General features: G+C 68.7%; 27 protein-coding genes and 1 CRISPR repeat array. Of the genes, 15 read left to right on the forward strand and 12 right to left on the reverse strand.

Annotated elements, in window-relative coordinates; translation table 11 throughout:
- Window positions 1–272: direct repeats of the CRISPR family, unit length 28 nt; unit sequence GTGAGCCCCACGCACGTGGGGATGGACC.
- Between the two features lie 24 nt (window positions 273–296).
- The 4 genes from IE195_RS07890 to IE195_RS07905 form a co-directional block, all read right to left on the reverse strand.
- Window positions 297–1,082: an SAM-dependent methyltransferase gene (locus IE195_RS07890; protein WP_191269122.1), complete on the reverse strand. Its 786-nt coding sequence runs from the start codon at window positions 1,080–1,082 to the stop codon at window positions 297–299.
- A gap of 260 nt (window positions 1,083–1,342) precedes the next feature.
- A complete protein-coding gene (locus IE195_RS07895; RefSeq protein ID WP_191269124.1) occupies window positions 1,343–1,891 on the reverse strand; it encodes a VanZ family protein in 549 nt (182 codons plus the stop codon).
- Between the two features lie 19 nt (window positions 1,892–1,910).
- A complete protein-coding gene (locus IE195_RS07900; protein ID WP_225942460.1) occupies window positions 1,911–2,351 on the reverse strand; it encodes a hypothetical protein in 441 nt (146 codons plus the stop codon).
- A 790-nt stretch (window positions 2,352–3,141) separates the two neighbouring features.
- Window positions 3,142–4,551 (reverse strand): FAD-binding oxidoreductase, encoded by a 1,410-nt coding sequence (locus IE195_RS07905; RefSeq protein WP_191269126.1) that lies wholly within the window; start codon window positions 4,549–4,551, stop codon window positions 3,142–3,144.
- 472 nt (window positions 4,552–5,023) lie between these two features.
- Between IE195_RS07905 and IE195_RS07910 the strand changes: the two genes are divergently transcribed.
- On the forward strand, window positions 5,024–5,785 hold the full coding sequence (locus IE195_RS07910; RefSeq protein ID WP_191269128.1) for a hypothetical protein: 762 nt from the start codon (window positions 5,024–5,026) through the stop codon (window positions 5,783–5,785).
- Window positions 5,786–6,147: 362 nt separating this feature from the next.
- Here the strand turns inward: IE195_RS07910 and IE195_RS26085 are convergent, their stop codons facing one another.
- From IE195_RS26085 to IE195_RS07920, 3 genes are read right to left on the reverse strand one after another with little or no spacing between them, the layout of a single operon-like run.
- Window positions 6,148–6,420, reverse strand: a complete 273-nt coding sequence (locus IE195_RS26085; protein WP_225942459.1) for a hypothetical protein — start codon at window positions 6,418–6,420, stop codon at window positions 6,148–6,150.
- Window positions 6,417–6,758 (reverse strand): hypothetical protein, encoded by a 342-nt coding sequence (locus IE195_RS26090; RefSeq protein ID WP_225942458.1) that lies wholly within the window; start codon window positions 6,756–6,758, stop codon window positions 6,417–6,419. Before IE195_RS26090 ends, IE195_RS26085 begins: the two co-directional genes overlap by 4 nt.
- The gene (locus IE195_RS07920; protein WP_191269130.1) at window positions 6,758–7,015 is read right to left on the reverse strand and encodes a hypothetical protein; all 258 of its coding nucleotides are present in this window, start codon (window positions 7,013–7,015) and stop codon (window positions 6,758–6,760) included. The genes IE195_RS26090 and IE195_RS07920 overlap by 1 nt, the downstream gene beginning before the upstream one ends.
- Before the next feature lie 220 nt (window positions 7,016–7,235).
- On the opposite strand from IE195_RS07920, the gene IE195_RS07925 reads away from it, so the two are divergent.
- Together IE195_RS07925 and IE195_RS07930 are read left to right on the forward strand one after the other, a co-directional pair.
- Complete coding sequence (locus tag IE195_RS07925; protein WP_191269132.1) at window positions 7,236–8,093, forward strand: DUF5753 domain-containing protein; 858 nt, start codon at window positions 7,236–7,238, stop codon at window positions 8,091–8,093.
- Window positions 8,094–8,101: 8 nt separating this feature from the next.
- Window positions 8,102–8,293: a DUF397 domain-containing protein gene (locus IE195_RS07930; protein ID WP_191269134.1), complete on the forward strand. Its 192-nt coding sequence runs from the start codon at window positions 8,102–8,104 to the stop codon at window positions 8,291–8,293.
- Between the two features lie 199 nt (window positions 8,294–8,492).
- Here the strand turns inward: IE195_RS07930 and IE195_RS07935 are convergent, their stop codons facing one another.
- Window positions 8,493–8,726, reverse strand: a complete 234-nt coding sequence (locus IE195_RS07935) for a hypothetical protein (protein WP_191269136.1) — start codon at window positions 8,724–8,726, stop codon at window positions 8,493–8,495.
- Window positions 8,727–9,003: 277 nt separating this feature from the next.
- Here IE195_RS07935 and IE195_RS07940 point away from each other — a divergent pair, with 277 nt between their 5' ends.
- The gene (locus tag IE195_RS07940) at window positions 9,004–9,432 is read left to right on the forward strand and encodes a hypothetical protein (RefSeq protein ID WP_191269138.1); all 429 of its coding nucleotides are present in this window, start codon (window positions 9,004–9,006) and stop codon (window positions 9,430–9,432) included.
- Between the two features lie 103 nt (window positions 9,433–9,535).
- Here the strand turns inward: IE195_RS07940 and IE195_RS07945 are convergent, their stop codons facing one another.
- Window positions 9,536–9,694, reverse strand: a complete 159-nt coding sequence (locus tag IE195_RS07945; protein WP_191269140.1) for a hypothetical protein — start codon at window positions 9,692–9,694, stop codon at window positions 9,536–9,538.
- A gap of 153 nt (window positions 9,695–9,847) precedes the next feature.
- Between IE195_RS07945 and IE195_RS07950 the strand changes: the two genes are divergently transcribed.
- The 3 genes from IE195_RS07950 (at window position 9,848) to mshC (ending at window position 11,900) form a co-directional block, all read left to right on the forward strand.
- Entirely contained in the window at window positions 9,848–10,159 is a 312-nt protein-coding gene (locus tag IE195_RS07950) for a hypothetical protein (protein WP_225942456.1), read from the forward strand.
- Window positions 10,160–10,373: 214 nt separating this feature from the next.
- A complete protein-coding gene (locus IE195_RS07955) occupies window positions 10,374–10,562 on the forward strand; it encodes a hypothetical protein (RefSeq protein WP_191269144.1) in 189 nt (62 codons plus the stop codon).
- A 114-nt stretch (window positions 10,563–10,676) separates the two neighbouring features.
- Window positions 10,677–11,900 carry a cysteine--1-D-myo-inosityl 2-amino-2-deoxy-alpha-D-glucopyranoside ligase gene (gene mshC / locus IE195_RS07960; protein WP_191269146.1) on the forward strand — a complete coding sequence of 408 codons (1,224 nt, stop codon included), beginning with the start codon at window positions 10,677–10,679 and terminating at the stop codon, window positions 11,898–11,900.
- A 75-nt stretch (window positions 11,901–11,975) separates the two neighbouring features.
- Here mshC and IE195_RS07965 read toward each other — a convergent pair whose 3' ends face one another.
- Window positions 11,976–12,524: a nitroreductase family deazaflavin-dependent oxidoreductase gene (locus tag IE195_RS07965; protein ID WP_191269148.1), complete on the reverse strand. Its 549-nt coding sequence runs from the start codon at window positions 12,522–12,524 to the stop codon at window positions 11,976–11,978.
- A 327-nt stretch (window positions 12,525–12,851) separates the two neighbouring features.
- Between IE195_RS07965 and IE195_RS07970 the strand changes: the two genes are divergently transcribed.
- Window positions 12,852–13,277: an ABATE domain-containing protein gene (locus tag IE195_RS07970; RefSeq protein ID WP_191269150.1), complete on the forward strand. Its 426-nt coding sequence runs from the start codon at window positions 12,852–12,854 to the stop codon at window positions 13,275–13,277.
- A gap of 96 nt (window positions 13,278–13,373) precedes the next feature.
- On the opposite strand, the gene IE195_RS07975 is transcribed toward IE195_RS07970, so the two are convergent.
- Together IE195_RS07975 and IE195_RS07980 are read right to left on the reverse strand one after the other, a co-directional pair.
- Window positions 13,374–14,570: a glycosyltransferase family 4 protein gene (locus tag IE195_RS07975; protein ID WP_191269152.1), complete on the reverse strand. Its 1,197-nt coding sequence runs from the start codon at window positions 14,568–14,570 to the stop codon at window positions 13,374–13,376.
- A 250-nt stretch (window positions 14,571–14,820) separates the two neighbouring features.
- Entirely contained in the window at window positions 14,821–15,660 is an 840-nt protein-coding gene (locus IE195_RS07980; protein ID WP_191269154.1) for a PAC2 family protein, read from the reverse strand.
- Between the two features lie 283 nt (window positions 15,661–15,943).
- Between IE195_RS07980 and metH the strand changes: the two genes are divergently transcribed.
- The 7 genes from metH to IE195_RS08015 form a co-directional block, all read left to right on the forward strand.
- Window positions 15,944–19,417: a methionine synthase gene (gene metH / locus IE195_RS07985; RefSeq protein WP_191269156.1), complete on the forward strand. Its 3,474-nt coding sequence runs from the start codon at window positions 15,944–15,946 to the stop codon at window positions 19,415–19,417.
- A gap of 85 nt (window positions 19,418–19,502) precedes the next feature.
- On the forward strand, window positions 19,503–20,216 hold the full coding sequence (locus IE195_RS07990) for an HAD family hydrolase (RefSeq protein WP_191269158.1): 714 nt from the start codon (window positions 19,503–19,505) through the stop codon (window positions 20,214–20,216).
- 140 nt (window positions 20,217–20,356) lie between these two features.
- Window positions 20,357–20,884: a cellulose synthase gene (locus tag IE195_RS07995; protein ID WP_225942455.1), complete on the forward strand. Its 528-nt coding sequence runs from the start codon at window positions 20,357–20,359 to the stop codon at window positions 20,882–20,884.
- Between the two features lie 566 nt (window positions 20,885–21,450).
- Window positions 21,451–22,482 carry an ABC transporter permease gene (locus IE195_RS08000; RefSeq protein ID WP_191269160.1) on the forward strand — a complete coding sequence of 344 codons (1,032 nt, stop codon included), beginning with the start codon at window positions 21,451–21,453 and terminating at the stop codon, window positions 22,480–22,482.
- Window positions 22,483–22,580: 98 nt separating this feature from the next.
- Window positions 22,581–24,329, forward strand: a complete 1,749-nt coding sequence (locus IE195_RS08005; RefSeq protein ID WP_191269162.1) for an ABC transporter substrate-binding protein — start codon at window positions 22,581–22,583, stop codon at window positions 24,327–24,329.
- A gap of 93 nt (window positions 24,330–24,422) precedes the next feature.
- Entirely contained in the window at window positions 24,423–25,436 is a 1,014-nt protein-coding gene (locus IE195_RS08010; protein WP_191269164.1) for an ABC transporter permease, read from the forward strand.
- Between the two features lie 73 nt (window positions 25,437–25,509).
- Window positions 25,510–26,774, forward strand: a 1,265-nt coding sequence (locus IE195_RS08015) for an ATP-binding cassette domain-containing protein (protein WP_191269166.1), incomplete at its 3' end; no start/stop codon positions are given.

The following is a 26,774-nucleotide window of genomic DNA, read 5'->3' on the forward strand; positions in this document are numbered from 1 at the left end:
GTGAGCCCCACGCACGTGGGGATGGACCGCCGCCCAGGTCACGATCGAGACCGCCCCCGACGTGAGCCCCACGCACGTGGGGATGGACCCAGTCCGAGTTCGGGCTCGCGGTGCAGGGCCCGGTGAGCCCCACGCACGTGGGGATGGACCGGTTCTGGAGGCCACCCCGGAGGAACTGGAGACGTGAGCCCCACGCACGTGGGGATGGACCGCACGGGTGCGGTCCGCCCTCCCGGCGCACCACGTGAGCCCCACGCACGTGGGGATGGACTGGTGGAACTCACCGCCCAGCGTGCTCAACGCTTACGCGCGAGCCCTCCGTACTGGTCGACCTTGCGGACGCGTCCCACTTCGGAGTCCTGCGGCCGCCACATCGTCGCGGACACCACGCCGGGTTCCAGCAGATCCAGCCCCTCGAAGAAGCGCGCGATCTCTTCGGGCGTGCGCAGGTTGTAGGGCAACGGCGCCGTGTCGTTCCACCGCCGTGCGGCCTCGATCATCGGTTCGCTCGTGCTGGTGCCGTCGCACAGGGCCAAGAAGCTGCCCGCAGGCAGAGCCCCGACATAGGCCCGCACGAGGTCGTAGGCCTGCTCGCCCGCGTAGTGACCCATCGTGCCCAGGATGGTCAATCCGATGGGTTCGGAGAAGTCCAGGTGTTTGCCGACCCGGGCCAGGAGGGTGGCCGGTTCGCACAGGTCCGCGTCGATGTAGTGAGTGGCGCCCTCGGGATTGCTGGTGAGCAGGGCACGGGCGTGGGCCAGGACCAGGGGGTCGTTGTCGACGTAGACCACGCGCGAGGTCGGAGCGACGGACTGGGCGACCTCGTGGGTGTTGTTGTGCGTGGGCAGGCCGGTCCCGATGTCGAGGAACTGACGGATGCCCTCCTGCGCGGCCAGGTGGGTGACGGCGCGGATGAGGAACTGGCGGTCGGCGCGGGCCGCCTCGACCATCTCGGGATAGGCCTGGAGGACGTAGTCGCCTACCTCGTGGTCGGCCGGGTAGTTGTCCTTGCCGCCCAACCAGTAGTTCCAAACCCGGGCAGAGTGTGCGGTGGTCGTGTCGACGGGGGGCGTGTCCGGCATGGGTACCTGTGTTTCCTCACGGGGGTGAACGCTGATCGCAGCCGAATTGTCCTGTCTGCGTGGAGCGCTCCGCAAGCCGGATCGCCTACCCCGTAGGGGATCACGCCGTTCTGTGGGCCTCGGTATCCGTGGTGGGGACGGGGACGCTCCCCGTCGCGATCTGTGCCTGCTGGCCCTGGTCCTGTGAGGTGAGCAGTGCACGCGGGGGCGGGATGTTCCCCGGGCGAAGCTGCCGACAGCGCGTCACTCGGGGAACTCGCTCACGTGGTCGCTCGCTCTGGTTGGTGCTGGCGGGTGAGGATTCGCTGAGCCAGGAGTACGAAGGCCACACCGATGAAGTAACCAGCACTGTTGGCCAGCAGGTCATCGAGTGCGCTCTGGCGTCCGGTGGCGAGTACCGCTTGTCCGACTTCGATGGCCAGGGACAGCACCGGCCCGAAGAGCCACAGTCCCCATCGGTTGGCGATCGTCAGGGCAGCCACGATGCCCAGCGGGACGAACAAGAGGATGTTGAGCATCCACTCTTCCCAGTGCAGGGAGTTATCCGTGACATGGTCGCCGAAGACAAACCCGAACGGGGTGAGGCTGAGGCTCATGCCTCCCTGGCCGACCGAAGCCCAACCGCCGACCGGCTCCACGAGCACAGCCATACAGGCGAAGACAGCGATCGCAAGCACAAGGAATCCACCCTTTTCCATGAGTCGCGGAGCCTTCTTCTTGAGCAAGACACCACCAAACGCCACAAGCGCGGCAACGGTAATCGCTGCCAAAAATACAGGAGGACTCAGATAGAAAAGAATTTGCCACATGCGATACTAGCTCCGCTTCTCAGTCGCAGGAAACCGGAGGGGTCTGGTACCTTCCCTGGCCCTCGACTTCCATGTATCCGACAACTTTTCCGGGTATCCGAACCTGGCTCCAGGTCTCACTCACAGTGTCCTCGGCCGAAATGTTACGCTTTGTGCCACTAATTTCTCCGGCGTTTCCCGAGAACCATCCGAACTGCAGGTCAATGGGTGTTCCGGAGTGCTTGGCATAGCTCACTCGAACGTAGTTGCAGTTGTTGGCGCGAACGGAAAGCAGGCCGTTGGAGAGTTTGGTCGATGTTTCTCCGGCCATGCGCTCGGTCTTGCTTCCGGTCTCGAAAATGCGCCCATTGTCGTAGATGGTGACCTCTACGGAGGCCTCCTGGGTGACCTGCTCTGCGTGCGCGACGGGTGTCGCGGGGAGGAGCAGCGCAGCAAGAAGCACCATCAATGATCGCTTCAAGATTTCTCTTTCAGTTCGAGTGAATGAGGCATCAAGACTTTATCCAGGCCACACAACAGCCGTCAAGCACAAATTTCCTCTTAATTCTTTGGTCAAATCAGCCCATTTATCCTTGGATGATCGTGTACTTCTGGCAGTATCTGTACGGCCATGCCGGGTGACCCGTCCAGCATCGTGCCCGATCTGGCATCACGTTAGATCGGGTGTTTCCGTTATGCCCGTTTACCTTTGGAGATCTGGTCGATCCGGGCGGGGCTGAGGCCGAGTTCTGAGGCGAGGGCGCGCCCAGCGTGCCCCTGCTCTCGGAGCTCGGTCACGGCAGGACGTCGCACCTCCTTGAGTGCGACCTCAATGTCACCGAGCTCGGTCAGGAGGTCTCCGATGAGCCTGGCTCGGGTGAGGGGGCAGATTCGGAGTTGAGGTTCCCGGGAAGTTCCTCGCGGAGTTGTCACAGGTAGGAAAGTGTTTCGCTGGCTCCCATGAGGCCCTTCTGGGCGCCTGAACAATTTCCCCCAGCGGGTGGACATGATGGTCCAGCCGTCTTGACGGTGAAGGTGCAGCAGCGCGGGAGGGGCGCGGGCAGGTGGAGGACACCCTTTTCCCGCTCGGCGGCCATACAGTGCTTCCCACCCATGTGGGGAGGGGCCGATTCCTGTGGTGCGGCACCTCCGCCCCGCGGCGCACGATCACGGCCGTGACGCGCTCACTGCGCAGGGGGCCATCCGGTGGTGTGGACCGGACACCGCCGCACCGGTGCACCGCAGGAGCTTCCGGCCTCGAACACCGGCCCTCACACCGCGCCGTCCGGACTGATGTTCTGGTTGAGGTGGAACACGTTGTCCGGGTCGTAGCGGCGCTTGAGCTCGGACAGCCGTGCGTACTTCCTCGGTCCGTACGCCTGACGGACGCGCTCGGGGCCCTCGTCCATCAGGAAGTTGACGTAGGAACCCGACTCGAAGGGGGCCAGGGCGGACCAGAACCCGCGCGCCCAGGCTCGCTCCTCGTCGAAACCCGCACTGGTCGCGCAGGTCGCGCCGATGTTGAACGTGTGCCCGGAGTCGCGTCCGGAGAAGGCGGTCTCCTCTTCACCCACCCGGCTGATGGCCCCGCCGAGCTGGAAGATCGGGAAGGCGGTCATCGGTGAGGTGAACCGTGCGGCGTGGTGGGCGGTCAGCTCGATCACCTCGTCGGTGAGCGCGGCGACGTCGCGGGACTTGAAGTAGTACCACCGCCCGTGCGGGAAGGACGCGTCGAACATGGCCTGGTGGTCGGTGTACTGCTTGGGCGCGCACAGGTCCAGGACGGGGTGCCCGAACCGGCGCAGGGGAAGCAGGAACCGCTCGCCCTCCTCGACGGATCCCGCCCAGCAGCAGACGACCATGACCACCGGGGTGCCGTGCAGTTCGGCGGGGATGAAGTCCAGCGGCGGCGCCTTGCGGTGCACGACCGCCGTGGTCAGGTCGTCCGGCGCCTCGGCGATCCATTCACGGTAGAAGCGCAGCAGCCGTGCCGACTCGGACATGGGCCAGACGATGGGACCCGCCAGCACGATGGGACCCACCGGGTTCAGCCGGAAGTCGAACGCGGTCACGACGCCGAAGTTGCCCCCGCCGCCGCGCACACCCCAGAAGAGGTCGGTGTTCTCCGACGCGTCGGCCCGCACCTGCTCTCCGCCGGCGGTTACCAGGTCCACCCCGGTGAGCTGGTCGATGGTGAGCCCGTACCTGCGCATCAGCCAGCCGATACCGCCGCCCAGGGTCAGGCCGGCCACTCCCGTGTGGGTGACGACCCCGGAGGGGACGGCCAGCCCGAAGCGCTGCGTCGCCTGGTCCAGCTCACCGAGGAGCGTGCCGGCCTGGACCCGGGCGGTGCGCCGTTCCGGGTCCACCCGGATCTTCCGCATGGCGGACAGGTCGATCACCACCCCGCCCTCGGTCAGCGACTGTCCGGGGAAGCTGTGGCCACCGCTGCGCACGGCGACCTCCAGGCCGGTCAGGGTCGCGAAGCGCAGCGCCGAGGCCACGTCGTCGGAGTCGGTGCAGAAGGCGATCAGCGCGGGTCGCCGGTCGATGGAGGCGTTCCAGATACGTCGGTCGGTGTCGTAGTCCGGGTCCTCCGGGCGGACGAGCCGCCCGTGGAAGGACTCCCGCAGCTCTCCGAACGCGCCTGGATCGAGCCGGACTGTGGTTGCCTCACTCATACTTCCCCCCGCGTCCTCGCCCGGGGGCCCGTGTCCCGAGGAGGGGACTGGGCGGCGTCGGCGTGTGTCGTGCCGTGTCCGGGTCGCGCGGGGCGAGTGTGCCCTGTGAAGAGGTGTTGTCGGGGCGTTCCGGTGGCCGTGACGCCCTCCTTGAATCAAGGGTACGACTCGGAACCGGGGCTGACATGGGAGAACGTCAGAATTTTACTTCCGGCCACGGTGGAAGAGGGGACCGCTGGACGAGGTCGCACAGGATCCGTTCCGGGTGGGGCACTGGGAGAGCTGTGGGGATTCGCAGCGAACCCACACCATAAAGGAATACGATGAGAAGTGCTGGAAGAAAGGAAAAGAGGACGGCCCGAGTCCCCTTGCCGGGGCCCCGAAAACGGGGTGGTACCCCGGGCCGTCCCGCGAAAACCCCGCACTCGCGTTAGCGAGCAAGAGACGCCGCCATTCTACCCATGGAAACCTGATGCTCTCACCCGACGAACCCACTCGCCTGGTCACCCTCGCGGAATGGGCTCGCGAACACGGCCTGAGTGAAAGCTACGCCCTACGCCAGCTCCCCTACCAGGTTGATGATTTCCCCGCTCCCGAAACCACCCGCACCCTCATCCGCTATCAACACGCTGAGCCCATCGACCTGCCCGACCATGACTCCGACAGTGAAGTCACCCTGACCGGTTTCGCGCGGGTCCTCGGCGTTTCCGCGCATCTGATCACCCAGACCCGGGACAAGGATCCCAGCCTGCTCCCCGACCCCCTTCCGCCGCCCACCCGGCCCACCCGAGGCCGACCCACCCACCGTTACCGGCTGGGCGACCTCCTCACCTGGTGGAACAACCGTCCCCCCATCACGCGCGGCAGTGTTCAGGTCGGCCTTTACGACCCCGTCAAACTCGCCCCCTTCGAACCCCGCCGAAACAAACCCGTGGAGCTGTCCGGTCACGACCCCAACAGTGAAGTCACCCTTGGCCGCTTCGCCACCCTCATCGGCCTCAACCGCAGTACCGTCTCCCAGTACAAGCGCAAAACCCCCGACGCTCTGCCCGATACCGTCGAGGGCTACCGTCATGACCGTCTTCCGCCGTACACACGGGCTAAATTCCGCCTAGGTGACCTCCTGAACTGGTGGAACAGTCGTCCCGGAAGCGTTGCGGGATACCGCTCCCAAGAGGGGGGCACCGCCTCCCCCCGACACGCACCCCAAACTCCTGCCACTGACCCGGACTGAGTACACAACGCGCTTATGGCCGGTGGTGGGGGAGAGCTTTGCCCGGGTCCGTGGTGCGCCAACCGTGCCGTGGAACCCGGGCGCGGGCCCAGCGCGCGAAGGTCGAGTCGCCTTCTCATGGGTGCCATTTTTCAAGTTCATCTCGTGAATCCGGTGGAGGAAGCGCCCTCGCGGAATCCTTCGGCGCCCGGCCGTGTACCCATGCCGAAATCCCAGGTGGGGACGTAAGGCGAACTGGAACGCGTTTTCGCTGCCAGGGAGGGGTTCGCGTGGGGACGTGGATGTGGGCCGCGCGCCCGCCGGGCTTGCCGGTGCAAGGGGCCTCAGCGGGCGCGCGGGGTTCGAGGGTTGTCGGGGGTGGGTCAGCGGGCGGGCGCGGGCGGATCCGGGTCGGGTGCGGGTCGTGCTTCGGGCGTGGTCCTGGCAGCCCCGAGGTGGCGGTGGGCGAGCAGGCGGAGGAGTTCGGTGCGGGTGGGGGCGGTGATCCGCTCGAAGGGGTCGCCCTCGCCGGTCCAGCCGATCGGCCGGTGGGCCACGAACCGGGCGTCGGGGCCCTGGCCTTCGACGGTCATCCGCCAGTGGCGGTGCAGCAGGTCGCACAGGACCCGTTCGGGGACGGGGAGTTCGTTGCTCACCTGGTCCACCTCCGGCTCCGGGAGTCCAGCCATGCCGCCAGGGGGTGTTGGCGGGGGTTGTCCCGGGGCCTGAGCCGAGTCCGCGCCCAGGTGCGTGCCGCCGCACGCCAAGGAGCGGAGGCGGTGGGGTGGTCGGTGACGGCCTGGTCGATCAGGTGGGTGGCCAGTTCGAGGTCGCCGTCCCGGTGTGCGGTCCGCAGGGCTTCGCGGACCAGGGGGAGACGGTGACGCAGGGTGCGGGAGTACCACCGGACCCTCAGACGCGGGGGCAGGTGAGCGGGCGGGTGCAGGGCCTCCTCGGCGGCGGCCAGCAGGTCACAGGTGTGCGTGTCCAACATCAGAGGGACACCCCCAGCCGGTGCAGCCCGGCCAGCACAGCGTGCAGGACGTCCAGGGGAGCGGTGTCCAACGGCCGCCGGGGCGAGGGAACCAGCGGAGGACGGGGCGGGCGCGGCGACCGGCTCCCGGAGAGGGCGCGCGGCTTGGCGGCGTAGGCGCGTACGCGTCCGGCTCGGCGGGGGCGACGGCGGCGCATGGTCTCGGAGGCGAGCCAGCGCACGTGCGCCAGCTCGGACAGGTTCAGGTAGCGCGACATGGCGCTGCTCCTTCGTCAGGTGCCGGATGGGAGGTCCGGCGACTTCTGGTGAGCTCCCATCGTGACCCAAGACTTTCAAAACCGCAAGATTCGATTTCATTCGCGTGCGACGATTTAAGACGCGACAGACTGCTAGGGGCGAAGGACGCGTGGAATGTCTGAAAAATCGGTGCGGAGCGTAGGCTCAGCAGGTCAACCCACTCCACGGAGGAGCGACGACGTGGCAGCCAGCCCGACTCTTCGACGGCGACGCCTCGCCCGCCAGCTGCTCCGGCTGCGTGAAGAAGCAGGGCTCACGGCGAAGCAGGCCGCGGCCGAAGCCAAGAAGCGCGCGCCGGAGAAAAGCTGGTTCGAAGCCAAGATCACGCGCATCGAGACACGGAAGATCTTGCGCGTCCGGGACGCAGACCTTCAGGTTCTCCTCGACGTCTACGGTGTGACCGACACCGACGAGCGGGAGGCTTACCGCAAGCTGGCTCGCGAGGCCGCCAAGAGCGGATGGTGGTTCGGGTATCGGGACATCCTGGGTGCCGGGACCTACATCGACCTGGAGACCGAGGCCAGCCGGATCCGCACATACCAGGTGCAACACCTTCCGGGTCTGCTCCAGACCGAGGGGTACGCCCGCGCGATGATCCGAGCCGGTGGCGTCACCGATGAGGAAGAGGTCGACCGTCGCGTCGAAGTGCGGATGATGCGGCAGCACATCCTCGCCCGGGCGGACGCCCCGCGTTTGTGGGCGATCGTTGACGAAACGGCGTTCCGCAAACTTCCGTCTGAGGTTGCGGCCGATCAAATCCGGCATCTGCTCGCTGTGCAGCGGCCGTCCCTGCGTATCCAGGTCCTGCCGGATGCGGTGGGTCCGCATGCTGGGATGGACGGGTCCTTCGTCATCCTTGACTTCCCGGACGACCCGTCCGCCGTGTACGCCGAGCAGACGGGTGGGTCCGGCCTGCTTGTGGAGGACCCGGAGCAGATTACGCTCTACGAGACGGTGTTGGACCACGTGCAGGCGGCCGCGCTCAGTGTGGAGGACTCCCGGGCATGGATCCAGCATCAGCTAGACCAGCTCGACTAGAGGACACAATGTTCACCAGCGAATCCCACCTGCGCTTCCGCAAGTCGTCCTACAGCTCGGCGAAAGGGCAGGACTGTGTGGAGGTCGCAGACCTCCCGTCCGGTGCCGCCGTGCGTGACACCCAGAACAGGGGTCTCGGGCATCTCATGTTCCCCGGCACGGAGTGGACTGCGCTGCTGCGCACCGCTGCCCGCCAGTAGTTGACGAACGACGAAGGCCCCGACCGTGCTGGTCGGGGCCTTCTCGAATGCTCACCAGAAGCATTATCCCGGGTTTACTGTACCCCGGGCTGTCGGGAGGCAGGAAGCGGGATCCTCCGGCTCGCGCCTGTCCGTACTCGGCCAGGGCTCCAGGCCGCTGTCCTCTTGCCCGGGATCCTCCTTCACCGGCGAGGGGCGGTTACTCGGCGGGGAACACCAGGCCGGGGCGGGTGCCGGTGGCGCGCACGCTCTGGGTGACCTTGACGTCGTAGTGCTCAGCGAGCGCGGTGAAGAACGCCTGCGCGGCCTCGTCCAGATGCTCGCTGATGCTGTTCGTGCCCACCGTCATGCGCACCTCGTCCGACGGGGACCCGTCAGGAGGGTCGATACGGATGGTGTAGGTGACCTCGGGGTCGTTGCGGTATTCGTACACGGCGCACCTTCGTCTCGGCTCGTTCGGAACGGATGGCGAAGTCCTGCTGAACCACGGGTCGGCCGCAGAGCCGCAGCGGGGGCTTTCGCGTCTCCGGCGGCGCACTCACCCGAACCATCTCAACCGAGTCGTGGGCGAACCGCGGTCGTACTGGACCCTGTGCCCAGGTTTGCACAGGCGTCCGACGATTCGGACAGGCGGGGCGGTGCGCTTCTCACGGCCTCCTCGCGAACCGGGAGCCCCTGGGCTGTCGGTGCCCTGGTCTAACTTCGGCGCCATGTCACAGCGAACCGTCGCTCAGAAGGTGGGGGTCAGGGCGGGCAGCCGGGCCCATCTGGTCGGCGCACCCGACACGGCCCTCGCCGAGCTCCGGCTGCCTGAACTGGAGCTGCCCGGCTCACTCTCCGGGACGTTCGACTACCTGCACCTGTTCGCCACCGGTCGACAGGAACTGCGGTCGGGCTTCACCGAACTCAGGGACCACCTGGCACCGGGCGGCATGCTGTGGGTCTCCTGGCCCAAAGGGCGCCGCCACGGCACCGATCTCGACATGAAGAGCGTCATCGCCATCGGTTACGACCTCGGGATGGTCGAAAGTATCTGCCTGCGCGTCGACGGGGTCTGGGCCGGGTTGAAGTTCACCCGTCCCAAACCCGGCAAGGTCTACCGGAACAGCTACGGGACCCTGCCCCAGCAGCGTTCGTGACGCACGGGGGCCAGAACGGCAGGAAGCGGACCGGTGCCCCGGGCAGCGCTGCGCCTTGCGCCTGCACACCATCGGTACGCCGATCCACCGGCCCCGGTACAGATCAGGCGAAGAGGATGAAGGCCAGCACGCCGAGGGCGGACAGGGAGGCGAAGGCCACGAGTGCGATCAGCGCGTTGGTCCGGAAGCGCTCGTCGTCCCCGGGGGCGAACGGCCCGAACTCGGACTCGGCCCCGGTCTCGGTCTGGGAGGTGTCGTTCATGGCCCCATCCTGCCGTACGCCCGGGGTGCGCGGACCGTGTCGCGGCAGGAGATGGTGCTTTTTCCGGAAGTTTTCCGAAAGCGCGTCATAGGCGCGGTGGAGGAACGTTTCACCCAGGAAAGCAGTTCGACGACCCACCGAGGAACCACCATGATGAGCGCCCGATCCGCCTCCACGCCCAGTACCCGCCCCCTCCGCGACCCCGCCGACCTGGTGGGTCAGTGGGTCCGGGTACACGAGGACGGATCCCTCGGGCTGCTGCTCGCCGCCGACCGCACCGGCTGGACCCTGCGGACACCGACCGGCACCCGCACCGGCAAGGGGTACCTGGCAGCCGAGCCGGTCACCCGCCGGAGTGAGGCCGCGCCCCTCCGCCGACGCCTGCGCGCCGTCATGGACGACCCCGCGTCCCAGGGCTCCGCCGACCTGGACCTGCTCGACCTCCAGCTCGCCGCCCACCCCTGACCCGGCCCCCCCGCACTCCGAGCCCCGGTTCGCGGGCCTTCGGCCGGACGGCGCCCTCCCGGAACGGGCGCGCCGGTCCGGAGGCCCGCCGTCGGGTGGGTCACGACCTAAGGAACGCGTAAACCCCCTGGGTGACAGCGGCGTCTCTGAGAGAGACGACGTACTCGCCGTCGGATCGCGTGGAACGCACGCGTACACAGCAGGGGGCACCACCATGGGCCGTAACGGCAACCTCATCGAAAACGGGGCGTACTGGTTGCTCTACGTCGTCTCCTTCAGCGGCGCACTCCTGCACTGGCGCCTGGGCAACGAGTTCCTGGCGGCGCTGTGTGGCGCGACCGCACTGCTGAGCGCCCTGCTCATCGGCCGGGTCTGGGCCGGTCTGGCAGCCCAGGGGCGCTGAGCCCGCCACCGGCCGCCGGGCGGGTATTCCCGCCCGTTCTGGGGTGATCATCACCCGGCGCGCCACCCGCTTTCAGTGCGTTTGCCCCGTGCACGTGCGGATAGGCTTCGCGGTATGCGTTCATGGTCTGCGCCTGACATCGTTCCCCTGCCGGGTACCGGCGGCCCCCTTCGTGTCCACGACACCGCCACCGGACGGATAAGGACGACGACGCCGGGCTCCACCGCGGGGATGTACGCCTGCGGTATCACCCCCTACGACGCGGCCCACCTCGGGCACGCCTTCACCTACCTGACCTTCGACCTGGCCAACCGGGTGTGGCGGGACGCCGGGCACGAGGTCAACTACGTCCAGAACACCACCGACATCGACGACCCGCTCCTGGAGCGGGCCGAGGCGACGGGTGTCGACTGGCGCGACCTCGCCCACCGGGAGATCGACGTCTTCCGCGAGGACATGGCCGCACTGTCGGTCATCCCGCCGACCTCCTACGTCGGCGTCGTGGAGTCCGTCGACCTGATCAGCGAACTCGCCGTCCGCATCCGGGAGACCGGCGCCGCCTACGAACTCGACGGCGACCTCTACTTCTCCGCCGCGGCGGCACCGAAGTTCGGCGAGATCAGCAACCTCAGCCGCGAGGAGATGCTCGACCTCTTCGGCCAGCGCGGCGGCGACCCGCAGCGCACCGACAAGAAGGACCCCCTGGACTGGCTGCTCTGGCGCGCCGAGCGCCCCGGAGAACCCGCGTGGGACAGCCCCCTGGGCCGCGGCCGCCCCGGCTGGCATATCGAGTGCAGCGCCATCGCCCTGGACCGGCTGGGCCCCTCCTTCGACCTCAACGGCGGCGGCAACGACCTGGTCTTCCCGCACCACGAGATGGGCGCCGCCGAGACCCGCTGCGCCACCGGAGGCCCCAACGCCCACAACCACCTGCACGTGGGCATGGTCGGTCTGAACGGCGAGAAGATGTCGAAGTCGCTGGGCAACCTCGTCTTCGTGTCCAAGCTGCGCCAGCAGGGCGTGGACCCGGCCGTCATCCGCCTGGCCATGCTGAGCCACCACTACCGCTCCCCGTGGGAGTGGACCGACGCCGAGCTGCCCGCCGCCGACGAGCGGGCCCGGCGCTGGCGCGCGGCGACGGCTCTGGGATCGGGCCCGGACGCGGCTCCGGTGCTGGCCGCGGTGCGCGCCGCACTCGCCGAGGACCTGGACTCCCCGGCCGCGCTGGCCGTCGTGGACGCCTGGGCCGGGGTCGCGCTGGCCGAGGGTGGCGGCGACACCGAAGCTCCCGGCCTGATCCGCGCCACCGTCGACACCCTGCTGGGCGTCAAGCTCTAGGGGTCCGTCTCCAGGGGGCCCGTCCCTGGACGGGCCCCGGCGGTGGGCCGGGCACCTGCCCGGCCCACCGCCGTCTCAGTTCCTGGGCCGCGGCACGTCCGCGCCCCGGGGCGCGGAGAAGCCGGGGAGGCCGGCTTCGGGCGCGTCCGGGACCAGCCGCACCACGGGGACCCCGTTGACGGGGTCGGACCCGATGCGCTCGTAGTCCCGGACGCCGCCCCCGACGTCATGGCCCAGCCCCCGCATCAGCGCGGACGCGGCCCTCGGGTGCCGCTGCGCGTAGTGCGCCAGCACCTGCCCGGACTCCTCCGGCGGCAGCGGCTCGGCGGTGCCCCGCCGGCGCCGGCCGCCGATCTGGAACAGCACACGCGGCTCCTCCAGGATGTTGCGGAACCAGTGCGAACGGTTCCCGAACCCCGAGGCCACCAGTACCGCCCCGGTGTTGTCGTTGCGCCCCACCACCTCCAGGACCGCCTGCCGGGCCTCGCCGGTGGTCCGCCCCCTGTGGGTGAGCAGTACGAGCCGCTCTCCCAGGAGGTCGCCCAGGCCCAGCCGGTAGATCCAGATCGGGGCGCGCAGCAGTGCGCGCTGGAGCGGGTCCTTCGGGGGCTGGGCGAACGTCATGGCACTGACCTTCCTGCGATGGTGTTCGGCTCTCCTGCAGAGCAGGCCGAGGGCGGGCACGAGTGTAGTCACGCCGTTCTCGGCCGCCCCGGACGCCACGCCAGTCCCGCAGCCCCTTCCGAGGCCGCCGGCGGACGCTTCCGCGGGACGGCCAGCGGGTCGTCTCCGGCTGACCGCACGCGGCGGGGATCCTGGGAGCGGGTGTGCGGGTTCCCTGGTGCGGCAGTTCCGATACGTACCTTCGTGTCGTGTTCGTGGTGACCACCTGTGGCCACGACATCGCCGAATCACCACCGCCGGGGCGCGCGGCGTGATGGGATGTCGCCCATGACCACGACCACGACCAGCACCCCCACCCGGCCCAGCGCCGCAGCGGAACTCATCGCGGACTTCGTCTCCACCGGTGGCGTCCTCACCGACCGGGCCGACCTCGCCCGGTTCCTGCGGGAGCACCGCCTCGTCACCGAGGGGGCCATCCCCATCACCCTCGCCGACCTCGACGAGGCCATCACCCTGCGCGAGGGCATCCGCTCCCTGCTCGACCGCGACTCCGGGCCCGACCCCGAGGTTCTCGGGCGCGCCCAGAAGGTCCTGGACGGCCTGCGCGTCACCGTCCGCCTGGAACCCGCCGAACAGGTGGAGTCGCCCCTGGCGCCCGCCGTCGTCGACGAGGTGCGCCGGGGGCTGGCCCGCATCGCCGGAGCCTGGGCCGCCGTCCTCGCCACGGGGGAGTGGCGCCACCTGCGTCTGTGAGCGGGCGGAGGGGGTGCGGGCCCACTGCGGGCCCTGCCCCCGCGGTGGCGCGTCAGTACGGCAGCACGCGAACCCCGTCGTCCGCGCGGCGGATGCTCACCCGCGCAGACGGGCGAGGAGCCCCGGGCGCGGCAGGGCGGCCCGTCGGCGCCCCAGGAACTCCTCCCACTGCTTGGTGATGTCCTCCAGCTGGTAGTCGGACGCGGAGGCCAGGGCCTGCGCACCCATCCGGTGGCGTTCCTCGCGGTCCGAGACCAGACGGGACAGGGCCTCGCCGAGGGCCCTGGTGTCCTGGGGCGGGACGAGCAGGCCGTTGCGGCCGTGGTCGATGATCTCCCTCGGGCCGTGCGGGCAGTCGAAGCTCACCACCGGGATGCCCACGGAGAAGGCCTCGATGATGGTCATCCCGAAGCCCTCCACCCGGGAGCTCACCGCCAGCAGGGAGGCCTTGGCCAGCTCGCCGAGCATGTCGGTGGTCCGCCCCTTCAGACTCACCTGTTCGGTCAGACCCAGCCTTTCCACCGTCTCGCGGAGCTCGGTGTCCCGGTCGCCTCCGCCGTGGATGTGCAGCCGCCATTCGGGGTGGTCCGCGGCCACGTGGGCGAACGCCTCCACCAGCAGCGGGTACTGCTTCACGGGGGAGAACCGCCCCGCGGCGGCGATCACCGGTTCGTCCAGCGCCGACTGGGGCGGCTCACCCGGTTCCAGGGCGTTGGGCAGGGCGGTCAGCCAGCCCTCGGGTGTGTCGAGCAGCTCCTCGTAGGCGGCCCGGTCGGTCTCGGTGAGCACGCTCATGCCGCCGAGCTTCGGGTAGGCGCTGGCGATCGCCTTGCGCACCTCCGGTTTGTGCTCGGCCAGGTTGAGGTGCTCCTGACCGATGGTGAGCACACGGGGGGGCGCCCAGGCGGCGAGGAGCAGGTTGATCCCCGGGCGGGTCCCGATCACCACGTCCGCCTTGGTGGTGCGCAGGTAACGTCTTAACCCGGTGACCGCCTCGGGGGTGAAGTTCTTGTTCCGGCGCCGCTCCGCCTCGGGCACGATCTCCCTGGCCCTGCTGTCCCAACGGGCGAGGGTCCGCTCTCCGGGGTGTTCGACCAGGGGGTTCTCGGTGTAGTCGCTCAGGGGCACGAGCCGTACCCCGTCGGCCGGGGGAAAGAAGGGTTTCTCCCGCCTGCGCACCAGGCTGACGATCTCCACCTCGTGGCGGTCCGACAGCCCCCTGGCGAGGTTGTGGACGGTACGGATCGTGCCGCCCATGGCGTAGCCGTTCGCGATGACGAAGGCGATCCTCACAATGTGCCCCAGAACTCCCACCCGCGCGGTCGGGAAGGGTACTCGTCCCAGGCCCCGGGGCGCGACGAACCCGTGTCCGGGGCGCGTGTACCCCCGTACCACGCGCCCCGGAACCCTGGCTCAGTCCCCCCGGTCCGCGAGCCATCACACGCAACGTAGCCAAGAGGACATAAAGGTGAGGTAACGGCAGATGGGATCTTCGGGACATTCGTCCGGTGATTCGGGCCACCCCGGGTCGTCCGGCGGAGCCTCAGCCGTCGTCGCGGCGGCGGAGGTAGCGCTCGAACTCCCGGGCGATGGCGTCGCCGGTGGCCTCGGGGAGGTCCACCGTGTCCTTGGCCTCCTCCAGGCCCCGCACGTAGGCGGCGATGTCCTCGTCCTCGGCGGTGAGGTCGTTGACGCTGGCCTCCCAGGACACGGAGTCCTCGGGCAGGTCGCCCAGGGGGACCTCCGCGCCCAGGAAGTCCTGCACCCAGCCCAGGAGGGCCAGGGTCGCCTTCGGGCAGGGCGGCTGGGCCACGTAGTGCGGGATGGCCGCCCACAGCGACACCGTCTCCACACCCACCGAGCTGAACGTCTCGTGTACGACCCCGACGATGCCGGTCGGCCCCGTGTACGTGGCGGCCTCCAGCCCGAACCGGTTGCCCAGCTCCAGCGGCGAGGACATCCCGGTCACCGGGATGGGCCGGGTGTGCGGTGCGTCGGCCAGCAGCGAACCCAGGACCACGGCGCGCCGGACACCCAGCTCCCGGGCGATCGCGAGCAGGTCGGCGGTGTAGGAACGCCAGCGCATGTTCGGCTCGGGGCCGGTCACCAGGACGACGTCGCGCCGGGAACCGGGCGGGCGGGCCACCCGCACCCGGGTGGTGGGCCAGTCCATCTCGGTCAGCCGCCCGTCCACCACGGTCATGCGCGGACGGGTCACCTGGAAGTCGTAGTAGTCGTCCGGCGCCAGGGCGCACAGTTCCCGCGCGCCCCACTTCTCGGACAGGTGTTCCACGGCGAGGCTCGCCGCCTCGCCTGCGTCGTTCCACCCCTCGAACGCCGCCACCATCACAGGCTCGACGAGCTCTCGGTCGAGCTGGATCATGGACGGCCCCTTCCTGGACGTGGACGCACACCACCCTATGGGGTGCCGCCACGGCCGGGAAACCGTTACGGGAAGCCTGACCCCTCAGGCAACATTCATAACTTTGGGACACCCGTCTCACGTGGCGAAACAGTCGATGGGGTAGCCTCGCGACCAGCGACTGACCAGGACAGCGACGTCCCCGTCCGCTTCCACCCGCAGCGCGTCGTGGTCCGTACCAGTGCCGTTCGTCACGGGCGACGTACTGGGGTTCCACCACGCCCCGAGACTAGAGTTGCTGAACATGAGAGATCGACGGACATTCCGTGAAGCACTGTCCCAGCGCGTGGTCGTTGCGGACGGGGCGATGGGCACCATGTTGCAGGCGCACGATCTCGACCTCGACCAGTTCGAGGGACACGAGGGCCTCAACGACATCCTGAACCTGACCCGGCCCGACATCGTGCGGGACATCCACGCCGCCTTCTTCGAGGTCGGTTCCGACTGTGTGGAGACCAACACCTTCTCCGCCAACTACGGCGGCCTGTTCGAGTACGGGATCGAGGAGCGCACCCACGAGCTCGCCGAGGCAGGCGCGCGCCTCGCCCGCGAGACCGCCGACGCCTACTCCACCGCCGAACAGCCCCGCTACGTCCTGGGTTCGGTCGGCCCCGGAACCCGGCTGCCCACGCTGGGCCACGCAGCCTACGCGCACCTGCGCGACTACTACGAACAGTGCCACCGCGGCCTCATCGACGGCGGCGCTGACGCCATCCTGATCGAGACCTGCCAGGACCTGCTCCAGGTCAAGGCCGCCGTGGTCGGCGCCAAGCGCGCACGCAAGGCGCTGGGCAGGGACGTGCCGATCATCGCCCAGGTGAGCATCGAGACCAACGGCACCATGCTCATGGGCTCGGAGATCGGTGCGGCGCTGACCTCGCTGGAGCCGCTGGGCATCGACGTGATCGGGCTCAACTGCTCCACCGGCCCCGCCGAGATGAGCGAGCACCTGCGCTACCTGTCGCACCACTCGTCCGTCCCGATCTCCTGCATGCCCAACGCGGGCCTGCCCGAGCTGGGTTCCGAGGGCGCGGTCTACAACCTCTCCCCGGAGGAGTTGGCCGACGCCCACGACACCTTCACCTCCGAGTTCGGCCTGAGCCTGGCCGGCGGCTGCTGCGGCACCACCCCCGAACACCTGCGCCAGGTCGTCGAGCGGGTGCAGGGGCGCGGGATCAAGAACCGCAAGCCGCTGGTGGAGCCCTCCGCCTCCTCGCTCTACCAGAGCGTCCCCTTCCGCCAGGACGCCAGCTACCTGGCGGTCGGCGAGCGCACCAACGCCAACGGCTCCAAGAAGTTCCGGGAGGCGATGCTGGCCGAGGACTGGGACACCTGTGTGGAGATGGCCCGGGACCAGATCCGCGACGGCGCCCACCTGCTCGACCTCAACATCGACTACGTGGGCCGCGACGGCGTGCGCGACATGCGTGAACTCGCCTCCCGGTTCGCCACGGCCTCCACCCTGCCGATCATGCTCGACTCCACCGAGCCCCCTGTCCTGGAGGCCGGGCTGGAGGCGCTGGGCGGCCGCGCGGTGCTCAACTCGGTCAACTACGAGGACGGCGACGGCCCCGACTCCCGCTTCACCCGCATCATGGAGCTGGCCTCCGAGCACGGGGCCGCCGTCGTCGGCCTGTGCATCGACGAGGAGGGCCAGGCCCGCACCGCCGACTGGAAGGTGCGGGTGGCCAGCCGCCTCATCGACGAGATCACCGGTGACTGGGGGCTCAGGACCGGCGACATCATCATCGACTGCCTCACCTTCCCCATCACCACGGGGCAGGAGGAGACCCGCAGGGACGGCCTCGAGACCCTCAACGCCATCCGCGAGCTCAAGTCCCGCTACCCCGAGGTGCAGACCACCCTGGGCCTGTCCAACCTCTCCTTCGGCGTCAACCCGGCCGCCCGGATCGTGCTCAACTCGGTGTTCCTGCACGAGGCGGTCCAGGCGGGCCTGGACTCGGCGATCGTGCACGCCTCCAAGATCGTGCCGATCAACCAGATCCCCGAGGAGCAGCGCAAGGTCGCCCTCGACCTGGTCTACGACCGGCGCGAGGACGGCTACGACCCGCTGTCGACCTTCATCGACATGTTCCAGGGGGTCGACGCCAAGGCGATGCGGGCCTCGCGCGCCGAGGAACTGGCCGCCCTGCCGCTGTGGGAGCGCCTGGAGCGCCGGATCATCGACGGCGAGTTGACCGGCATCGAGGCCGACCTGGATGCGGCGCTCGCCGAGCGCCCGGCCCTGGCCATCGTCAACGACACCCTCCTGGCGGGGATGAAGACCGTCGGCGAGCTGTTCGGCTCCGGCCAGATGCAGCTGCCGTTCGTCCTCAAGTCCGCCGAGGTCATGAAGGGCGCGGTCGCCTACCTCGAACCGCACATGGAGAAGACCGACGACGACGGCAAGGGCCGGATCGTGCTCGCCACCGTCAAGGGCGACGTGCACGACATCGGCAAGAACCTCGTCGACATCATCCTGTCCAACAACGGCTACGAGGTCGTCAACCTCGGTATCAAGCAGCCGGTGTCGGCGATCCTGGAGGCCGCCGAGGAGAAGCGGGCCGACGTGATCGGCATGTCCGGTCTGCTGGTCAAGTCCACGGTGATCATGAAGGAGAACCTGGAGGAGATGAACTCCCGCGGTATCTCCGAGCGCTTCCCGGTGCTCCTGGGCGGCGCCGCGCTCACCCGCTCCTACGTGGAGCAGGACCTGGCCGACATGTTCGGCGGCCACGTGCGCTACGCCAAGGACGCCTTCGAGGGCCTGCGCCTGATGGACACCTTCATGGCGGTCAAGCGCGGCGAGGAGGGCGCGAAACTCCCCGAGCTGCGCCAGCGCAGGGTCAGGAAGGGCGCCGCCCTCAAGGTCACCGAGCCCGAGGAGATGCCCGCCCGCAGCGACGTGTCCACCACCAACCGGGTGCCCGTCCCGCCGTTCTGGGGCGACCGGATCAGCAAGGGCGTCCCGCTGGCCGAGTACTCCGCCTTCCTCGACGAGCGCGCCACCTTCATGGGGCAGTGGGGCCTCAAGGCCTCCCGCGGCGGCAGCGGACCCACCTACGAGGAGCTGGTGGAGACCGAGGGCCGTCCGCGGATGCGGATGTGGCTGGACCGGATCCAGACCGAGGGCCTGCTGGAGGCCGCGGTCGTGCACGGCCACTACCCCTGCTACAGCGAGGGCGACGACCTGGTCGTGCTGGACGAGGACGGGAGCACCGAGCGCACCCGCTTCACCTTCCCGCGCCAGCGCCGCGACCGGCACCTGTGCCTGTCCGACTTCTTCCGGCCCAAGGAGTCCGGGGAGCTGGACGTGGTCTCCTTCCAGGTGGTGACGGTGGGCGCGGCGATCAGCCGGGCCACCGCGGAGCTGTTCGAGCGGAACGCCTACCGCGACTACCTCGAACTGCACGGCCTCTCCGTGCAGCTGACCGAGGCCCTGGCCGAGTACTGGCACACCCGGGTCCGCGCCGAGCTGGGCTTCGCGGGGGAGGACCCCGCCGAGCTGGACGCCTTCTTCAAGCTCGGTTACCGTGGCGCCCGCTTCTCCCTGGGCTACGGCGCCTGCCCCGACCTGGAGGACCGGGCCAAGATCATGAAGCTGCTGGAGCCGGAGCGGGTGGGGGTGTCGTTGTCCGAGGAGTTCCAGCTTGTTCCCGAGCAGGCCACCGACGCGATCGTCATCCATCACCCCGAGGCGACATACTTCAACGTCTGACCGGCCCCGAGGTCGTGGAGGTCCCACCGGTGTCCGTCGCCGGTGGGGCCTCCCCCTGTGGGGACCACCCCTGCCACGATTCGAGATGAGCCAATTGAGCACTGTGAGTTCCGAACTGCCCGAGGCCGGTGTCGAGGGGGAGCGCCGCCTCCAGGCGGTGCTGTTCGACATGGACGGCACCCTCATCGAGAGCGAGCACCTCTGGGGGGAGGCCGAGGCCGAGCTGGTCGCCGAACTGGGCGGTGTGTGGACCGCCGAGGACCACCGGGTCAACGTCGGCAACGCGGCCGAGCCGGTGGGGCGGTACATCATCGAGCTGACCGGGGCCGACCACCTCACCCCGCGGCAGGTGGCGGACATGCTGTACGCCCGTTTCCTCGCCAAGCTGGAGGGCGGAGCCGAGGTGCGTCCCGGGGCCGGGGAGCTGGTGTCGTCGCTGTCCCGGGCCGGGGTTCCGCTGGTCCTGGTGACCTCGACGGAGCGTGCGCTGGTGGAGACGGCGATCTCGGGTATCGGCCTGGACGCCTTCGTCGACTCGGTCGCCGGGGACGAGGTGGACGCGAACAAGCCGCACCCGGACCCCTACCTCAGGGCCGCCCGCCGCCTCGGTGTGGCGCCGGAGCGCTGTGTGGCGGTCGAGGACTCGGTGGTCGGTGTGGCCTCCGCCGCCGACGCCGGCTGTGTCACGGTCGCGGTGCCCAACCACGTGGAGATCCCGCCCCGCGCGGGCGTGGTCTTCCGGGACAGCCTGGTCGGTGTCGACCTGGACTGGCTGGAGTCGTTGGTCGCCGACCGCTGAGGTCCTCCTGCCGGGCACCCCGGTGGGTAGCGTGGGGGAGAGGAACGTGGCGCCCGCGCCGTCGCGCCGAGTGAGCTGGGTGAACCGCCCTAGGGGATCGGCCGGATGTGTGTTCGGGCGCCGGATGGGAGACTGGTCGCATGCCTGAGACTCTGAGTGAAAACGTCGGCGTGGGGCTGGGGGCGGCCCTGGCGGTGGTCGGCTTCGTCATCTCCTACTTCCTGTGGCGCAGGAAGGGCGCTGCCTACGGTCTGCGCGGTGTGGCCTGGTCGCTGCTGCCCCTGGTCGCCGGGCTCCTCATGCTGATGGACGTCGTGATGGAGTTCGTGCTGGGGGTCCTCGGGATCCTGCTGACGATGGCCTTCAAGCTGCAGTCGTGGGTGGGGCTGGCGCTCGCGGTGCTGATGGTGGTCCTGTACGTCGTCTCGGGCTTCATGAAGTCCAGGGGCATCGGGGTCAAGCCGGGTGCGCGGCCGCAGGACAAGGCGCAGGCCAGGGCGCAGGGCACGGACGCGCCCGCCGCCGCGGAGCCCGCACCGCCCGCCGCCGGGCAGGTGGGCGGGGCCCAGCCCAAGCAGGGCAGCCAACCCAAGCAGGGCAAGAAGTCCGGCGGGGACGAGGACATCGAGGACATCGAGGCGCTGCTGCGCAAACACGGCATCGAGTAGGCCCGCTGCACGACGAGAGCGGCTCCGCTTCGGCGGGGCCGCTTTCCTGTGTCCCGCCTCACGTTACGGATTCATACCGACACGGTCTGATTTATAGCACTTGCCATAGCTCGGGCGAATTGGGATGAAGCGTGTGGCGGTGGTCGTATCGTTGTTCGGGGTGCGCGAAGCAGCCTTCCGTCCCAGCTCAGCGCGGATCGTCCGATGAATGCGCATTTTGAGGTCTTTAGTTCTCATGTGGGTCATTTATTAGTTTTCGTTACGATTCGGCCACATGGGCAAAGTTTGGACGACGGGCGTCTGAGGGGCGAGTAAGTTGGTCGCTGTGTAACATCCCGGGCGGAACGGTCCGCGAGTGTGTCGAACCCCTCAGTCGGGCGCACATGCCGCGTACCTGTACCGACGTGACGGGCTATCCCCTCGCACCGTCGGTCGAACGCCCACGCCAGCCCGAGTCGAGAACCGGCCGGCCCCACCGTGAGACCCCGCAGGGTCACCCCCCGAGCGGCTCACGCATGGGATCTGTCCCCTCGGCCAGAAGCGTATGAGTGGAGAGTGGTGACCTGATGAGCGCGCCCTCGCATGCCCCTGGGGCGACCGAAGAGGTCGACCCGGAATCCGGTGCGTCGGCCTCGGGTCGCAGCGACGCCGACAACCGTTCCCTGCGTCAAATCGCCTGGCAGCGACTGCGCCGCGACAAGGTAGCCATGGTCTCCGGCATCGTCGTGGTCCTGCTCATCCTGGCGGCGGTCTTCGCGCCCCTGCTGAGCAAGTGGTTCGGGCACCCGCCCACCCAGTTTCACCAGGACCTGATCGACCCCAGTCGGCGGATCCCCTACCTGGACCCCGACAACCCCGAACTCGGCCTGGACCGCTGGGGCGGGATCAGCGGCGACCACCTGCTCGGAGTCGAGCCCACCACCGGCCGCGACCTGTTCAGCCGGATCCTGTACGGCGCCCAGATCTCCCTCCTGGTCGCCTTCCTCGCCACCCTGGTCTGCGTCGCCCTCGGCACCGTTCTCGGCATCATCGCCGGTTACATGGGCGGCTGGGTCGACACCGTCATCAGCCGGGCCATGGACATCTTCCTGGCCTTCCCACTGGTGCTCTTCGCGATCGCCCTGGTCGGCGTCATCCCCGAGGGAGTCCTCGGACTCACCGGCAACGGCCTGAGGATCGGCGTCATCGTCTTCATCATCGGCTTCTTCAACTGGCCCTACGTCGCCCGCATCGTCCGCGGACAGACCCTCGCCCTGCGCGAGCGGGAGTTCGTGGAGGCGGCCAAGAGCCTCGGCGCCAGCAACCGGCACATCCTCCTCAAGGAGATCCTGCCGAACCTGGTCACGCCGATCATCGTCTACGCCACGCTCCTGATCCCCACGAACATCCTGTTCGAGGCGGCCCTGAGCTTCCTGGGTGTGGGCATCAACCCGCCCACCCCCAGCTGGGGCAAGATGCTCTCCGAGGCGGTGCCCTTCTACGCGACGGCGCCCTACTTCTTCATCTTCCCCGGTCTGGCCATCTTCATCACCGTGCTCGCGTTCAACCTGTTCGGTGACGGCCTCCGCGACGCCTTCGACCCCAAGACCTCGGACTGACCCGCGCTCGCGCGCGGCGGGACACCCCTCCCCGCGCGGACGCGGACCAACCCGCGGGTCCAGCCCATCCCCACACCAGTTTCAGAGAGGTTATTCCCTTGAGGAAACGCACCCTCGGCTTCGTCGCGCTCGGCGCGGCGGCGTCCCTCTTCCTGTCCGCCTGCGGCGGCTCCGCCACCGGCGGCAGCGACTCCGCGTCGGAGAACGAGTTCGATCAGGGCTCCACCCAGATCGTCAACCCCTCCGACAAGACCGGCGGTACGCTCAAGTACGCCATCGAGGCGGACTTCGACTCCACCGACCCGGGCAACACGTACTACGGGTGGAGCTGGAACTTCCAGCGCTACTACGCTCGTACCCTCCTGGCCTTCAACCCGGAGCCGGGCGAGGCCGCCACCGACCTGATCCCCGACATGGCGACGGACCTGCCGGAGCCCAACGAGGACTTCACCAAGTGGACCATCCAGATCCAGGAGGGCCTCAAGTACGAGGACGGCTCCGAGATCGTGGCTGAGGACATCAAGTACGCCATCGCGCGCTCCAACTTCAACGGTGGCACGTTCTCCCTGGGCCCGCAGTACTTCGCCACGCACCTGGACCAGGCCGACCACAACGTCTACGAGGGCAGCGACCCGCTCGCGGGCTTCGACTCCATCGAGACCCCGGACGACTACACGCTGGTCTTCCACCTCAAGGACTCCTTCTCCGAGTTCCCGAACGTGCTGGCCCAGGTCCAGACCGCTCCGGTGCCGATCGAGGCCGACCGCGGCGAGCTCTACCAGGAGAAGGTCCTCTCCTCCGGTCCGTACAAGTTCGACGGTGAGTACGAGCCGGGTGTGAAGCTGCACCTGGAGCGCAACGAGCACTGGGACGCCTCCACCGACCCCGTCCGTCCGGCCCTGCCGGACCGCATCGAGCTCGAGATCGGTGTCGCCCAGGACGAGATCGACCAGCGCCTGGTCAACGGCGACATCGACGTCGACGCGCGCGGCACGGGTGTCGGCGCGGCGATGAAGGGCACCCTGCTCGACGACGAGTCCGCCCAGGGCAACCTGGACAACCCGTACACCGGCGCCCTGCGCTACGTGAACATCCACACCCCGATCATCGAGAACGTGGCCTGCCGCCAGGCCATCATGTACGCGGCCGACCGCGACAGCCTGTGGCGCGCCTGGGGCGGCGAGCCCGGTGGTGACATCGCCACCAACCTGCTCCCCCCGGCGATCCCGGGCTCGAACCCCGACTCGGACCTGTACCCGTCCGAGGACAACAAGGGTGACCTGGAGGCCGCCGAGGCCAAGCTCGAGGAGTGCGGCGAGGAGGACGGCTTCAGCACCACCATCGCCGCCCGTGCCGAGAGCGATGAGGACGTCCAGACCGCCGAGGCGCTCAAGGAATCCCTGGCCCGCGTCAACATCGACGTGAACATCGAGACCTACCCCACGGCCGACTTCTTCGGTCAGTACGCCGGTTCCCGGGACTTCGTCCGCGAGAACGAGATCGGCATGAGCGTCTCCGGCTGGGGTCCGGACTGGCCCACCGGCTACGGCTTCGCCTCCAAGATCACGCACGGCGACGCGATCATGGAGACCGGTAACTTCAACACCGCCGAGCTGGACGACCCCGAGATCAACGGTCTCTGGGACCAGGCCCTCCAGACCGAGGACCCGGAGGAGCGCGCCGACACCTACGAGCAGATCGACACCCTCGTCATGGAGAACGCCGCCATCCTGCCGGTGGTCTTCAACAAGGCGCTGCTCTACCGCTCCGACGAGCTCACCAACGCCTACTACCAGCCCGCGTACATGATGTACGACTTCATGGCGCTCGGTGTGGACCGGGGCTAGCTCCCGAATACCAGCCTGAACTAGTACGAGAAGGCAGGTGAAAGCGGCGGGGAGCCCCTGGCGATCCCAGGGGCGTCCCCGCCGCCGACCGCGATGCTGAACTATATTCTCCGCCGCCTTGGTGCGGGCCTCTTGCTTCTCGCCGTCGTCACGGCGGTGACCTTCTGGATCTTCTACGTCCTGCCCCGCTGGGCCGGCGTCACCCCGCACGGCATGGCGGCGATGTACGTGGGCAAGGCGCCCACTCCGGAGGCGCTCGACGCCACAGTGGAACGCCTTGGTCTCGACCAGCCCATCGCGGTCCAGTTCTTCGACTTCCTGCGCACTCTGCTCTTCGGCCAGGAGTTCACCTTCGGCCGGGAGACCGTGGAGTGCGCCGCCCCGTGCCTGGGCTACTCCTTCACCACGAACTCCCCGGTACTGCCCCAGCTCCTGGACCGCCTCCCGGTCACACTGTCCCTGGGCCTGGGCGCCGCGGTGATCTGGGTCATCGGCGGCGTGTCCGTCGGTGTGCTCTCCGCGGTCAAGAAAGGCAGCATCTTCGACCGCCTGGCCATGGGCACCGCCCTCATCGGCGTGTCCCTGCCCATCTACTTCACCGGTCTGCTGGCCCTGGCCTTCCTGGTCCACGAGTGGGGCCTGTTCCCGGTCTCGCGCTACGTGCCCTTCGCCGAGGACCCGGTCGGCTGGTACCAGGTCATGCTCCTCCCCTGGATCACCCTCGCGTTCCTGCACGCCGCCCAGTACGCGCGGCAGACCCGGGCGGGCATGCTGGAGACCCTGAACGAGGACTACATCCGCACCGCGCGGGCCAAGGGCCTGAGCGAGCGGAAGGTGATCTTCAAGCACGCCCTCCGACCCACCCTGACCCCGATCGTCACCATCCTGGGGCTGGACATCGGCATGGTCCTGGGCGGCGCGATCCTCACCGAGAAGGTCTTCTCCCTCAACGGTGTGGGCGCCTACGCGATCGATTCGATCGTCGCCAAGGACCTGCCCGTCGTCCTGGGCGTCACGCTCCTGGGCGCGGTGTTCATCGTCATCTGCAACCTGATCGTCGACCTCCTCTACCCCGTCGTCGACCCGCGGGTGCGGATCGCCACGTAGGGCGTGTCCACCGAACACGTCCCAGCGCTCACCAGCGCTGACCCCAGACCAGCTCTACCGAAGGAAAAGTGACATGGCCTCGACCGGACCGGCGCCGGCTGCCTCTGACGCAGTCGTGCGCGTGGAGAACCTGCGGGTGACCTTCCCGACGATGGACGGTGACGTCCACGCGGTGAAGGGCCTCTCCTTCGAGGTGCCCGCCGGCGGTGCCCTGGGCATCGTGGGTGAGTCGGGTTCGGGTAAGAGTGTGACCTCGTTGGCCCTGATGGGTCTGCACCGGGGGAGCCGCGCCCAGATCACCGGCGCCATCGAGGTGGCCGGGCAGGACGTGGTGGCCGCCAGCGACAAGAAGCTGCGTTCGATGCGCGGCAACGACATCGCGATGGTCTTCCAGGACCCCATGCAGTCGCTGCACCCGCAGTACACGATCGGCAACCAGCTGGTCGAGGCCTACCTGGTACACCACCCCAAGGCGGGCAAGGCGGCCGCGCGCAAGCGCGCCATCGAGTCCCTGGAGCGGGTGGGTATCCCCGAGCCCGCCACCCGGATCAACTCCTACCCGCACGAGTTCTCCGGCGGTATGCGCCAGCGCGTGGTCATCGCGATGGGTCTGATGTGCGACCCCAAGGTGCTGCTGGCGGACGAGCCGACCACGGCCCTGGACGTCACCGTGCAGGCGCGCATCCTCGACCTGCTGGACGAGTTGCGCCGCGAACTCAACATGGCGCTGATCCTGGTCTCGCACGACCTGGCCGTGGTGGCCGGTTCGGTGGACGAGGTCATCGTGATGAAGCACGGCCAGGCCGTGGAGCGGGGCGGGGTGCGCAGGGTGCTCTCCGAGCCCGAGCACCCCTACACCCAGGCCCTGTTGGCGGCGGTGCCGCGGGTGGAGGTCTCCCGGGCCGAGCGCCGCGCCCAGGACCGCGCCGACCGGGCCGAGAAGGACAAGCGCGAGGGCGCAGTCACCAGCCCCGGCACCTTCGAGGCCTTCACCCCCGCCGCGACCGACGGCGAACCGTTGTTGCGTGTGCGGGATGTGGCGCAGCGGTTCCGGGTCCGCGGTGGTACGTGGGGCCGGTCGTCTGATTTCTGGGCGGTGCGCGGGGTCAGTTTCGATCTGCACAAGGGGGAGACCCTGGGTGTGGTGGGTGAGTCCGGGTCGGGTAAGAGCACCCTGTCGCGGATGATCATGCGGTTGTTGGAGCCCACCGAGGGGTCGGTGGAGTTCGAGGGCCGTGACATCACGCATATGGCGGAGCGGGAGTTGCGTCCGTTGCGTCAGCACGTGCAGATGGTGTTCCAGAACCCGTACTCGTCGTTGAATCCGCGGTTGACGAT

It is taken from the genome of Nocardiopsis terrae, from assembly GCF_014651695.1.
Taxonomy (GTDB): Bacteria; Actinomycetota; Actinomycetes; order Streptosporangiales; family Streptosporangiaceae; genus Nocardiopsis; species Nocardiopsis terrae.